Origin of the sequence: Streptomyces sp. NRRL S-378, from assembly GCF_000720645.1 — a bacterium.
Taxonomy (GTDB): Bacteria; Actinomycetota; Actinomycetes; order Streptomycetales; family Streptomycetaceae; genus Streptomyces.
This window is the reverse complement of sequence record NZ_JOBX01000015.1, coordinates 86,915-98,837: the sequence shown is the minus strand read 5'-3', so window position 1 is coordinate 98,837 and position 11,923 is coordinate 86,915. Positions and strand designations below refer to the sequence as shown.

The following is an 11,923-nucleotide window of genomic DNA, read 5'->3' as shown; positions in this document are numbered from 1 at the left end:
CAATGTCACCGCCACTAGGCCGTTCGAGTGGTGACCCCAGGGGTGCGGGCTTAGCGTCGGGAGGGTGGACCCGAACGCTACGCCGAGCAGACGGACCGACGGCAACGACGGCACGGTCCGAGGAAGCGGCAACGGACTCGCCCTGTTCGTCATCGCGTCCTGCCAACTCATGGTGGTTCTCGACATCACGATCGTGAACATCGCGCTACCGCACATCCAGACCGCGCTGGACTTCTCCACCGAGAGCCTCTCCTGGGTCGTCAACGCCTACACCCTCGCCTTCGGTGGCCTGTTGCTCCTCGGCGGCCGCACCGGCGACATCCTCGGCCGCAAACGCGTTTTCATCTTCGGTGTCCTGCTCTTCGGCCTGGCCTCGCTCCTCGGCGGACTCGCTCAGAACGAGGGCCAGTTGATGACGGCACGGGCCCTCCAGGGCGTCGGCGGCGCCATCGCCTCGCCGACCTCCCTCGCGCTGATCACCACCACCTTCCGCGAAGGCCCCGCCCGCAACCGGGCGTTCGGCGTGTTCGCCGGGGTCTCGGCGGCCGGCGGCGCGATCGGGCTCCTCGCGGGCGGCATCCTCGTCGAGTGGCTCGACTGGCGCTGGGTCCTCTTCGTCAACGTCCCCATCGCGCTGGTGATCGCCGTGCTGGCCTGGAAGGTCCTGCGCGAGTCCGAACGCCACCCCGGCCACTTCGACCTCGCGGGCGCACTGCTGTCCACCCTGGGCATGGTCGCGCTCGTCTACGGCTTCATCCGGGCCTCCCAGGAGGGCTGGCGCGACCCGGTGACGCTCGGCTCCTTCGGCGCCGCCGTGGTCCTGTTGACGCTGTTCATCCTCAACGAGCGGCGATCGCCGCAGCCCATCACCCCGCTGCACATGTTCGCCGACCGCAACCGGGCCGGCACGTACGGGATCATGCTGATGCTCGCCTGCGCGATCTTCGGCATGTTCTTCTTCCTGACCCTCTTCGTGCAGATCGTGCTCGGCTTCAGCCCGATCCAGGCCGGACTCGCCTTCCTGCCGGTCAGCGCGGTGATCGCGGTGGGCGCGGGCCTGACCGCGAAACTGCTGCCGAAGTTCGGGCCCAAACCGTTCATGGTCTGCGGCGCGCTGTCCTCGGCGGTCGGGCTGGCCTGGCTGACCCAGATCGACGTCCATTCCACGTACCTCGGCAGCATCCTGGGCCCGATGCTGTTCTTCGCCCTCGGCATGGGCCTGCAGTTCGTCTCGCTGACGCTGATGGCCCTGTCCAACGTCCCCGACCGCGAGTCGGGAGCGGCGTCCGGACTGCTCAACACGATGCAGCAGGTGGGCGGCTCGCTCGGCCTGTCGATCCTGGTGACCGTCTACGGCACGGCCAGCCGCAACGAGGCCGAGGAGCAGGTGCCCGACTTCCTCGCCACGGCGGGTCCCGTGCAGAGGGCCTTCTTCGAACGCACCGGACAACTCCCCAAGCCGTGGGGCGACCAGGTGCTGACCTCGGGCATCAGCACCGCCTTCGTCGTGGCGGCCCTGTTCACCCTGGTCGGGGCGGCGATCGCGCTCTTCGTCATCCAGGTCCGCCCCTCCGACCTCGAACGCCTCCAGGGCAACCACAAACCGACGGCCGACCGCATCTGAGCCGCCGACCACCGGTGGGCGCGGGTGGGCACGGGTGCCGGGGAGCGAGTGCCCGGGAGCGGGAGCCGGGGAGCGAGTGCCGGGGCAACGGTGCCGGGCCGCGGGCTCAGGCCACCGGGACCCCGGTGACGCGGGACACGAAGCCGTTCAGGTTTCCCTCCATGCGGGCGAGGCGCTCGTCCAGGGTCAGCGACTCCTCCTGCCGGCCGGCGCGCAGCTTGGGCTGCCGCTTGCCGCGTACGTAGAGGGAGCAGGCCAGGTCCGCGCAGATGTACGTGCCGACCGTGTTCCCCTCGCGGCCGCGGGCGCCCGCCAGCGGCGCGGCGAGCAGGGTGACTCCGGAGGAGGCGTGGCCCGTCAGGCAGATCTGGCACAGGCTGGACTTCACCGCGCTGGTGCGGCCCACGGACGGTACGCGCAGGGAGATCCCCAGCGGTCCCTCCTCGCGGGGCACCACGAGATGGGCCCGCAGCGGGGCACCCGGGTCCACCCAGCCCAGGAAGTCCAGGTCCTCCCAGGGCGAATCGGCGAAGTCGAGCGGCAGGCGCATGCGTGCCGCCTCGCCCTTGGTGCAGTTCACGAAGGATGCCCGGATCTGTTTCTCACTGAGTGGTTCCACGGGCGTCGACCCTATGGCGCACCCGGCCGGCCCGCACCCCAATATCGGGCGCGGGCTGCCGGGCCCCGGCCGGAGGCGGGCTGCCGGGCGGTCGCTACCGGTCCAGGCGACGGACCCGGCAGCGCGCCGGGCCCTCCGTCCGCAGCGTGATCCCCGCCCTGACCGGGATCTCCGCGTCCAGCGCCTCGAACCCGTAGGTCCGCAGGATCATCGCCAGCGCGATCACCGACTCCAGCATCGAGAAGTGCTGCCCGATGCAGGCGCGCGGGCCGCCGCCGAAGGGGAACCACGCGTAGCGCGGCCGCCCGGCCTCCGCCTCCGGGGTGAAGCGGTCCGGGTCGAAGCGGTCCGGGTCCGGCCAGTGCTCGGGGTGGCGGTGCGTCACCCAGGGGGCCACGATCACGTCGGCACCCGCAGGGATCGTGCGCCCCCCGATCCGGGTGGCGGCGACGGCCTTGCGGCCGATGACCGGCGCGGCCGGGTACAGCCGCATGGCCTCCTTGACCACCCGCGAGAGGTACGGGAGCCGGTCCAGGTCGCTGGCCTGCGGCGGGCGGTCGCCCAGGACGGCGGTGATCTCCTCACGGGCGCGGTCCTGCTGCTCGGGGTGGCGGGCCAGCAGGTGCAGGGCGAAACAGAGGGAGGTGGCGGTCGTCTCGTGCCCGGCGAGCAGGAAGATCAGCACCTGGTCGCGGAGCTCGTCGGCGTCGAACTCCCCGTCGTCCGCGCTCCGGGCGGCGGCCAGCAGCGTCAGCAGGTCATCGCCGGTGCCGTCGGCAGCGGGGCCGCTCGCACCGGCCTGCCGCCGGCGCTGTCCTATGATCCGGTCGCAGACTCCGTACAGCTCGTCCATCGCGGCGGCGGCCCGCCGGTTGCCCGGAGTGGGCCAGTGCCGCGGGATGTTGGCGGGGGAGTACCCGCGGCGCAGCACGTACTCCGTGATGACCGGGAAGCAACGCGTCACGACGTCGGCGGCGGCCTCCACGTCGGTGCCGAACAGGATCCGGGTGACGGCGCGCAGGGCGAGGTGGGTCATCTCGTCGGAGACGTCGACGACGCCGTCCAGGGCCTCCTCCCAGGCGGCGATGACGGACGCGGTCTCGGCGGTGACCGCCCCCGCGTACCCGTCCACCCGGCGCCGTGTGAACAGCGGCTGGACGAGCCGGCGCTGGCGCAGGTAGTCCTCGTCCTGACTGGTCAGCAGGCCGTTGCCGAGCGAGTCCCGGACCTCCTGGTAGAAGGAGTTGTCCTTGCGGAAGTTGGCCGCCTCGGAGGCGAGCACCTGCTGTGCGCCCTCGGGGGAGAACACGCAGTACAGCTCGGCCCGCATCCCGGGTGGCCCGGCCGAGACCCGTACGACGTCACCGCGCTGCTGCTGCGCCCGCAGATAGGTGCCGAGCGAGTCCGACTTCAGGTCCTGGAGTGACCCCAGGAGCGGCGCCCCGGGAAACAGGGGAACCTCCTCGTCCGTGTCGACGACGCCTGCGTTCCTGCCGATTGCCATGCCGATGCCCGTCCCCTCGTTCCTGCCACGGAGCCCGATTCTGCCGCCCGCCCCCACCCCCTGGCGAGACCTCCGCCCCACCGGACCGAACCGCCGGGGCGGAGCCGCTCCGCACGGCGAAGGGCGGGCGCGGCCGTGCTGACGACGGCGGACCGTCCCGTCCGAGGCGGGGATCTCCTATTCGAGGCAGGGGTCCTCCAGTACCGGAATGCAGGGCGACAGGGCCCTCTCCGTGTCCTCGGTGACCCGCCCGCGGACCATGTGCAGGACACGGACCTCGTTCTCGCGGCCGGGGTCCTCGTCGTCGCGCACGTGCATCACCCCGTACGAACCGGGCGCCAGGCGGCCGACTTCGCGGAAGAACGCCAGGACCTCCGGGTCGCGGTGGTTGTGGAAGCCGCCGAGGTGGAGGAACAGCTCTCCGTTCATCCACCGCAGGTCGAGCAGACCGGGACCGGCGATCTCCCCGATCCGGGCGGTGACGGCCCCGGCGATCCGCCGGAGGCGGTCGTTGCCGAGGCCGCTTCCCCCGTCTTCGTCGTCGGCGTCGGCGCTCTCCTGGACGTTGATCCAGCCGTGGTACTCGAACACGTCGTCAGAGCACCCGCCGGTAGCGGAGTTCGGCGAGGGTGACATCGTCGTAGACGTCGTCCTGCGTCCCGCCGTCGGCCCCGTAGCCGGCCCGCTCGTAGAAGCGCCGGGCCCGCAGGTTGTCCCGGAGGACCCACAGGGCCGACGTCTCCACGCCCTGGCCCTTCATCGCGGCGTGGGCCGCGTCGAGAAGCCCGCGGCCGATGCCCGTGCCGATGCGGTCCGGCGCCACGTACAGGGCGTAGACCTCACCCACCCGCCCGGCGCCGGGGATCCCGCCCCGGGGCGGCCCGAAGCAGACCCACCCCACCGGGCCGCGGTCGCCGACCGCCACGAGGTCCCTGGACTCGCGCCCGGGGCGGTTGAACCACTGCCTCCGCCGGTCGGTGTCCTCCTCGACCGTCATCGCGTCCAGGTAGGACTGGGGAACGATGCCGGCGTACGCCGCCTGCCAGCCCCGGACCCGGATCGCCGAGACGGCCTCGATGTCGGCCTCGTCCATCTCACGCACGCGCACACGCACCATCGCGCCAAGGTAAGCCACGAGCGCCGCGCCGAACCACCGGTTACCGCCCGGGGGTCGAGGTGGGCTACGCCGGTTCGACGGGCAGCCACAGCTCGCAGGTCGCGGTGCTGAAGTCCGCCGCGCGGTCGAGGGTGGCGACGATCGAGGGGCCGGGCCTCAGGCGCCACGGGTTGGAGGGGAACCAGTCGGTCGCGGTCGCCGCCCAGGTCGTCTGCAGGGCCTGCGGATGCGGTCCGCTGGTACGGAAGACCGCCCACATCCCGGCCGGTACCTCGATGGTGTCGAGGCCGTCCGGGGCCGGCGTGTCCCCGCCGAGGGCGACTCCGTGCAGGTAGGTCAGTTCGCTGCCCTCCCCGGCGTCGGGATCGAGGTCGTCGGAGACCTGCAGCAGGCCGCCCGGTTCGGTGTCGCTCAGGGCCTTCAGCCGCGGGTGTTCCTCCGGCGGCAGTGAGGTGATGTGCTCCTGGATGTGCGGGTTGACGCCCTGGTGGACGAGCGGGACCCGGGCGGCGTGTCCGACGAGCCGGAACGCGGGTCGGCTGACGAGGCGGGTGTCCATGGGGATGCTCCCTTCGACGGTCAGGCGGAACCTGAGCTGCGGTTGTGTACGCAAGGGGCCGCCGCTGCGGCGTACGTCACCGGGCCCGGCGCCGTGGACCGCCCGGAAGGCGCGTCCGAACGCCTCGCTCGAGCCGTATCCGTGCCGGACCGCGATGCTCAGCAGATCCGCCCCACCACGGACCACGTCGGCGGCGGCAACGGTCATGCGCCGCCGCCGCACGTACTCGGACAGCGGCATGCCGGCCAAGGACGAGAACATCCGGCGCAGGTGGTACTCGGTGGTGCCGAGCGACGCTGCCAGTCCCTGGACGTCGGGCTCCTCGGCGAGGTGCTCCTCGACGAGATCGACCAGCCGGTTGAGCGCAGAGATCACGGGGCCTCCTTTCGACCGCAACCCTCGCAGCGGCCGGCCCCGCCGCACCCGACCGCCGCGAACCGATCCGATCAGGTCGGCCGGACACCCCTCAGCGGGCCAGCGAAGCGAAGGTGGCGGCCGCCACGGCTGCGCCCGTCGTGGTGCCCGCCAGGACCTGGGCGAGGGTGTGGTCGCGCAGCACCACGCGGGACCAGCCGACGACGGCGACCACGGGACAGGCCAGGAGCACCCAGGGCCCGTGGACCATGGCGAGCATGGCCACGCTCCCGGCGGACACGCCGCGTGGACGCTGATCTTCCACGCGGGGGTCACGGCGAGCAGGGCCGCCAGGGTGACCAGCATCGCCGCGACCAGCGCGGTCATCGTCCGGGGAGCGCCCAGGGCCCACAGCAGCAGGGTGCCGGTGGCGACCGAGGCGCCGGCGAAGGACATCACGAGGATCCGCTGCGGCCGCGGGCCGACGTGCCGGTCGGCCCAACGGCCGTGGCGGATGCCGTACTTGATGAAGGCCAGCGGAATGCCCGCGCCGAACAGGCAGCCGAGGAGGCCCCACCCGACCCCGGCGAGACGGTCGGTGTGCCAGCCGACGAGGAGGCTGTCGGCGATGATCCAGTTCTTGGGATCGAGCCCGTCGGTAACCAGTCGGGCCGTCCGGACCGTCCGGGCCGCCCGGGACACACCGGAAGGGGCGATCGTGGTCGTCACGCCGTTCCTCCGGCCGGTCGAGTAGGGAGAAGCGGTTTCAACCCTGCGGTCAGTCGCCCCGACCCCGGACGATCCGGTGCTGAGGATCTGGCTAGGAGACGCTGTCGAGGATGCTGCCGACCGTTTCCGTGATCCGGTGCCGCCACTTGTGGCGGCGGTTGCAGTACTGGCGCGGGAACCAGCGCCGTTCCTGCGGAATCGGCTGGTTGCACCATTTGCACAGCACCGTGCGGCCCCTGCTCGCGAAGTCCCCCATGCCGGTGACCCTATCGGTCGGCTCCGGGGCTCGTGACGGGCGGTACGGTCCGGCCCGGGTCAGCGCGGGGATTCGACCAGGCCGGTCGCGATGAGTTCCTTGGTGCGGGTGACTGCTTCGGCGATCTCGGGGTGGCGGCCCGCGGGCGGGAAGAAGTCGACCGCGCCGACCGCGCCGTGGTTCGCCCACAGGCAGGTGGTCATGGGAAAGGTCTGCCAGACGTTCTTCTGGCAGGTGATGGCGGCCGTCGTGGTGGTGACCGTCTTCGCCTCGCCGACCAGGGTGCGTTCGTCGTCCTCCGCCAAGGACGTGCTGTAGACGGTCTTGACGGTCTTGAGCGGGTCGGGAACGGCCCCGTAGAGGTCGTACTCGGCCGCGATGTGCGGCGCCGTCACCGTCCGCCCTCCGACGGCAAGACTGATCCGGTCCGGCCCGTGGCAGACGTAGTCCTCGGAGTCCTGCTCTCCCTTGTGCGCGGGCAGGGACTCGTCCTTGTGGGCACTGAGCCCGTACCGCGTCGAGCCGCGTTTGCGGTCACACGTCATGTTCTGGACCGTCGGCACCCGGGGCTTGTCGTACCGGATCCCGGTGTCCTTGCCGAGCAGCTCTGCCTTCGGCTGCGCCTCCGTCCCCGGCTTCGGACCCGATGCGTCACCGCCGCACCCCGCCAGCAGCAGTGCCAGTCCCACGGCCCCTGCTGCACCCTTCCCACCGCGCACGTCCGCGCCCCCTCGCTGCTCGCGCCGTCTGATGATCGACTTCGGAACCATAGGCGAGCAATGTCGGTTGGCTGGAATCCGGCGTTTCTGTGCACTTCGTGCCCAAACGCCGGGTGCGAGCGCGAAGGGCCGTCGCCGGTGTCTCCGCGGGGCGGAGACACCGGCGACGGCCCACAGACGGCCCAGGAGGACGGGAAAGCGTCCTGACCTGCGGCGTACTTAAATGTCGCGGAAGATCTCGATCTGGGCGCCCACCGAGTTGAGGCGCTCGGCCAGTTCCTCGTAGCCGCGGTTGATCACGTAGACGTTGCGCAGCACCGAGGTGCCCTCGGCGGCCATCATCGCGAGGAGCACGACCACCGCCGGGCGCAGGGCCGGCGGGCACATCATCTCCGCCGCGCGCCAGCGGGTGGGGCCCTCGACCAGGACGCGGTGGGGGTCCAGCAGCTGGAGGCGACCGCCCAGGCGGTTCAGGTCCGTCAGGTAGATGGCGCGGTTGTCGTACACCCAGTCGTGGATGAGGGTCTGGCCCTGGGCGACGGCGGCGATGGCCGCGAAGAAGGGGACGTTGTCGATGTTCAGCCCCGGGAAGGGCATCGGGTGGATCTTGTCGATCGGCGCCTCGAGCTTCGAGGGGCGGACCGTCAGGTCCACGAGCCGGGTGCGGCCGTTGTCCGCCGTGTACTCCGCCGAGCGGTCGTGGTCCAGGCCCATCTCCTCCAGGACCGCGAGCTCGATCTCCATGAACTCGATCGGCACCCGGCGGATCGTCAGCTCCGACTCCGTGACGACCGCGGCGGCGAGCAGGCTCATCGCCTCGACCGGGTCCTCGGAGGGGGAGTAGTCGACGTCCACGTCGATGTTCGGGATGCCGTGGACGGTGAGCGTGGTGGTACCGACGCCCTCGACCTTGACGCCCAGCGCCTCCAGGAAGAAGCACAGGTCCTGGACCATGTAGTTGGAGGAGGCGTTGCGGATGACGGTCACGCCGTCGTGCCGGGCGGCCGCCAGCAGCGCGTTCTCGGTGACGGTGTCCCCGCGCTCGGTCAGCACGATCGGGCGGTCGGGGGAGACCCCGGTCGCGACCTTCGCGTGGTAGATGCCCTCGGTCGCGGTGATGTCCAGGCCGAAGCGGCGCAGGGCGATCATGTGCGGCTCGATGGTGCGGGTGCCGAGGTCGCAGCCACCGGCGTAGGGCAGGCGGAAGGTCTCCATCCGGTGCAGCAGGGGGCCCAGGAACATGATGATGCTCCGGGTCCGGCGGGCCGCGTCCGCGTCCATGGCCTCCATGTCGAGGCGGGCCGGCGGGATCAGCTCCAGGTCCACGCCGTCGTTGATCCAGCGGCTGCGGACGCCGATGGAGTTCAGGACCTCCAGGAGGCGGTAGACCTCCTCGATGCGGGCCACCCGGCGCAGCACGGTGCGGCCCTTGTTGAGCAGCGAGGCGCAGAGCAGGGCGACGCACGCGTTCTTGCTCGTCTTGACGTCGATGGCGCCGGACAGGCGCCGGCCGCCGACTACGCGCAGGTGCATCGGGCCGGCGTAGCCCAGGGAGACGATCTCGCTGTCGAGGGCTTCACCGATGCGGGCGATCATCTCAAGACTGATGTTCTGGTTGCCGCGCTCGATCCGGTTCACTGCACTCTGGCTGGTGCCGAGGGCTTCCGCGAGCTGACTCTGTGTCCAGCCCCGGTGTTGCCGGGCGTCACGGATGAGCTTGCCGATGCGTACGAGGTAGTCGTCTGCCATGGGGGCACCGTATCTCAGATATGAGATGACTCCTGCGCCGGGTGTGGCAGATGGGTGTGTCGACCGGCGTGTCGGGCGTGCGGGGCGGTGCCGCCCCGAGGGTTACTGTCCGTCAGTTCCCATGGCCGGGCCGCCGTGTCCGTGGTGCTCGACGATCCGCCCCAGCAGGCGGGTGAGCTGCTCGCGCTCCCCCGCCGACAGGGGGGCCAGGAGTTCGCTCTGGGCCGCGTCGAGGAGCTGCTCCAGCCTGCGCAGCCGCCGCCGGCCGAGCGGGGTGAGGGTGATGACGTTGCGCCGGCGGTCCTCGGTATCCGGGGCGCGCTCGACCAGTTCGCGCCCGGCGAGTTCGTTGATGACGGCGACCAGGTCGCTGCGGTGGATGCCGGTGCGGTCGCTCAGTGCGGCCTGGCTCGCCGGCCCGGACTCTTCGAGGGCGACCAGGGCCGCATAGTGCCATTTATGGGCATCTGCCCGACCCAGGGCCTCGGTCACCAGGCGCTGTGCGTGGGTGGACGCCTGCCCCATGAGCCGGCTGGGCAGTTCGCGCAGTCGTGCGGGGACGGTCGCGCCCCCGTTCTCTCCCGTGGTCATGCGGTGATGTTACGCGCTTGCGTTGGTGTCACTAACGGTCTAGCTTCGTTGGCGCCACTAACGTTAGCCGCACCAATGATTGCGGAAAAGGTCTCCCAGGGCCACGATCGACGTACTCGGCTCGACGATGTACTACGAGGACCGGGGCGAGGGCACTGCCTTCGTCTTCCTGCACGGCAATCCCACCTCCTCCCCTCTCTGGCGGCACGTGCTGCCCCGGATCGAAGGCCCGGTCCGGGTCCCGGCCCCCGACCTCATCGGCATGGGCCGATCCGGAAAGCCGGGCGGGGAGTACGCCTTCGCCGACCACGCCCGCTACCTGGACGCGTGGTTCGACGCGGCCGGGCTCGACGAGGTGGTGCTGGTAGGTCAGGACTGGGGCGGCGCGCTCGCCTTCGACCGAGCCGCCCGCCACCCCGGGCGGGTGCGCGGCATCGCTTTCATGGAGACGATCGTGCGCCCGAAGGGGTGGGTGCCCAAACTCCTGCTCACCTTCGACGGCTCGCCGGCCCTGATGGTCGGTGCGGAGGCGGCCGCCTGGTGCGAGCGGAACATCTCGGCACTGGAGAGCGAGTACTGCGGGGCCGCGGCCCACCTCTGCCCGGAGGACCGGCCCGAGGAGATCGCCGCCGCCGTCAACGCCTGGGCCGCCCGCCACGCCCTCGCCGGGTGAGGCGCGCAGCCGCCGGCCGGGCGCCGGCCGGGCCTCGGCTGCAGCTCGGGCCGCCTCGACGTCCGCCGAGCCGCGCCGGCTCCGGCCCGTCCGCGGGGAGGCCGGGGCCCCGACCCGGAACTCCGGCGGCCACGGGTCCCCCGCGGGTCACGGGGACCGCCGGATCCCCGGCGGCCGCGCCGCGCCCGTTCTCGCGTACGAGCGCGGTGACCCGCCGGTCCGGGATCCGGGTGGGGCGGTGCTCCCCTCCGGCGCCGCCCCGCCGGACGACCTTGCGGACGCCCCGCCGAGCGCCGCGCCAACCAGCAGTGGGCTCGTGCGGGACGGCGTCCTTTCGTCCGGCCCTCCCCCCGGTGGGCCGGAGGCATCCTGACAGAAGACATGAACGCGTTGAATGCCGGGCCGCCGCGCGCCCCGCCGCACCGGCCACCCCTCACGCGAGCGGGTTCGGGGCGCGCGAAAGCACCCTCCTGGCCCGCCGCCCCTCCGGGCGCGGGTGTCCTTTGACGCTGAAGTTAGTCGCCGGGGTCGCGCTGACCTGCCACGACTAAGTTGGTTGGCAAACGATCACGTGGGATCGGTCGCGGCGTTGGCGGTTACGTCGGCTGGTCAGTCCCAGTCGGACGCCGGCTGATCGACTCGGCCGCCTGTGTGTGGTGTGGGGATGTAGCCCTTCGCGCCGTCGGGCAGGTCGGCGACACACGCCGACGAGCAGGCGCTGACCAGCAAAGGAAGCACGTCGGTGGCAACGCGTAGCGAAATCCACACCTGATGGAGTCCGCCCTGTGCGATCTGATGGTTGCAGACACTGCAGCGATGGATGGCGGTGACGCCCCAACGCCGGGGATCCAGGTTCGCCAGATCGAGGTCCGCGACGGAGCCCTGGGCAGGCTGAAGCCTGGGGAAGGGCGGCCGCAGCTTCTCGTTGCCGAACAACGCGCGCGTGCTCACTGTGCTGCGGGTCAGCTTCCGGCATCGCGTGATCTCGTAGGGGAACCAGTGCAGCCGGTAGGAGGTGTAGGGGGTGAACTCCTCCAGGCTGGTCATGGATCCGATCTCGGGCGGGATGCGGACCAAGTTGCTGCCGTAGAGCACCAGGTGTTTGACCGCCGTCAGCCTGGCGATGCTCGGCGGCAGGGTGATGACCTGCCGCCTCTCTTCTGGGCTCAGCTCGGTGAGGGGACGGAACTCTTCGCGCCCGTCGGCGATGGCCTCATCGACCAGCTCCAGCAGGTGCTGCCAGCCCGGGGCGGAGGTGTCCTGTCGTTCGGTGTGGAACCCGACGCGGGCTCGCGGTTGCGGCCTGGACTGGTCGAAGCACGAGCACGCGTCCTGGCGGGGCCCCCGCCGCTCCGGGGCTGGATCTGATGTGTCGCCCCAGCGGTTCACGTAGAGCCTTGGTTCTTCCTCGTCCGTCATGGAACCAAGA

Annotated in this window: 13 protein-coding genes; 2 read left to right on the top strand and 11 right to left on the bottom strand. The window is 71.3% G+C overall.

Annotated features, from left to right (window positions below; all coding sequences use genetic code 11):
• The first annotated feature begins 64 nt into the window (after positions 1-64).
• A complete protein-coding gene (locus tag IH80_RS0113930; RefSeq protein ID WP_030960517.1) occupies positions 65-1,624 on the top strand; it encodes an MFS transporter in 1,560 nt (519 codons plus the stop codon).
• 106 nt (positions 1,625-1,730) lie between these two features.
• Here IH80_RS0113930 and IH80_RS0113925 read toward each other — a convergent pair whose 3' ends face one another.
• The 10 genes from IH80_RS0113925 to IH80_RS0113880 all read right to left on the bottom strand — a co-directional run bounded on the left by IH80_RS0113925 (position 1,731) and on the right by IH80_RS0113880 (position 9,821).
• A complete protein-coding gene (locus IH80_RS0113925; RefSeq protein WP_030960515.1) occupies positions 1,731-2,243 on the bottom strand; it encodes an FBP domain-containing protein in 513 nt (170 codons plus the stop codon).
• 94 nt (positions 2,244-2,337) lie between these two features.
• Positions 2,338-3,747 carry a cytochrome P450 gene (locus IH80_RS0113920; protein WP_030960513.1) on the bottom strand — a complete coding sequence of 470 codons (1,410 nt, stop codon included), beginning with the start codon at positions 3,745-3,747 and terminating at the stop codon, positions 2,338-2,340.
• A gap of 177 nt (positions 3,748-3,924) precedes the next feature.
• Entirely contained in the window at positions 3,925-4,338 is a 414-nt protein-coding gene (locus IH80_RS0113915) for an Imm7 family immunity protein (protein ID WP_030960511.1), read from the bottom strand.
• A 4-nt stretch (positions 4,339-4,342) separates the two neighbouring features.
• Positions 4,343-4,864: a GNAT family N-acetyltransferase gene (locus tag IH80_RS0113910; protein ID WP_037879869.1), complete on the bottom strand. Its 522-nt coding sequence runs from the start codon at positions 4,862-4,864 to the stop codon at positions 4,343-4,345.
• A gap of 64 nt (positions 4,865-4,928) precedes the next feature.
• Positions 4,929-5,798, bottom strand: coding sequence for an AraC family transcriptional regulator (locus tag IH80_RS0113905; protein WP_030960509.1), 870 nt, complete (start codon positions 5,796-5,798; stop codon positions 4,929-4,931).
• Between the two features lie 91 nt (positions 5,799-5,889).
• On the bottom strand, positions 5,890-6,078 hold the full coding sequence (locus IH80_RS45965; RefSeq protein WP_234432226.1) for a phosphatase PAP2 family protein: 189 nt from the start codon (positions 6,076-6,078) through the stop codon (positions 5,890-5,892).
• A 519-nt stretch (positions 6,079-6,597) separates the two neighbouring features.
• Entirely contained in the window at positions 6,598-6,762 is a 165-nt protein-coding gene (locus IH80_RS44710; RefSeq protein ID WP_158943435.1) for a hypothetical protein, read from the bottom strand.
• 59 nt (positions 6,763-6,821) lie between these two features.
• The gene (locus tag IH80_RS0113890) at positions 6,822-7,451 is read right to left on the bottom strand and encodes a hypothetical protein (RefSeq protein WP_030960507.1); all 630 of its coding nucleotides are present in this window, start codon (positions 7,449-7,451) and stop codon (positions 6,822-6,824) included.
• A gap of 249 nt (positions 7,452-7,700) precedes the next feature.
• The gene (locus tag IH80_RS0113885; RefSeq protein WP_030960505.1) at positions 7,701-9,230 is read right to left on the bottom strand and encodes a helix-turn-helix domain-containing protein; all 1,530 of its coding nucleotides are present in this window, start codon (positions 9,228-9,230) and stop codon (positions 7,701-7,703) included.
• A gap of 102 nt (positions 9,231-9,332) precedes the next feature.
• Entirely contained in the window at positions 9,333-9,821 is a 489-nt protein-coding gene (locus tag IH80_RS0113880) for a MarR family winged helix-turn-helix transcriptional regulator (protein WP_037879866.1), read from the bottom strand.
• Positions 9,822-9,948: 127 nt separating this feature from the next.
• Between IH80_RS0113880 and IH80_RS0113875 the strand changes: the two genes are divergently transcribed.
• Positions 9,949-10,494: an alpha/beta fold hydrolase gene (locus IH80_RS0113875; protein WP_030960503.1), complete on the top strand. Its 546-nt coding sequence runs from the start codon at positions 9,949-9,951 to the stop codon at positions 10,492-10,494.
• 609 nt (positions 10,495-11,103) lie between these two features.
• On the opposite strand, the gene IH80_RS0113870 is transcribed toward IH80_RS0113875, so the two are convergent.
• Positions 11,104-11,913, bottom strand: a complete 810-nt coding sequence (locus IH80_RS0113870; RefSeq protein WP_030960502.1) for a hypothetical protein — start codon at positions 11,911-11,913, stop codon at positions 11,104-11,106.
• Positions 11,914-11,923: the final 10 nt, after the last annotated feature.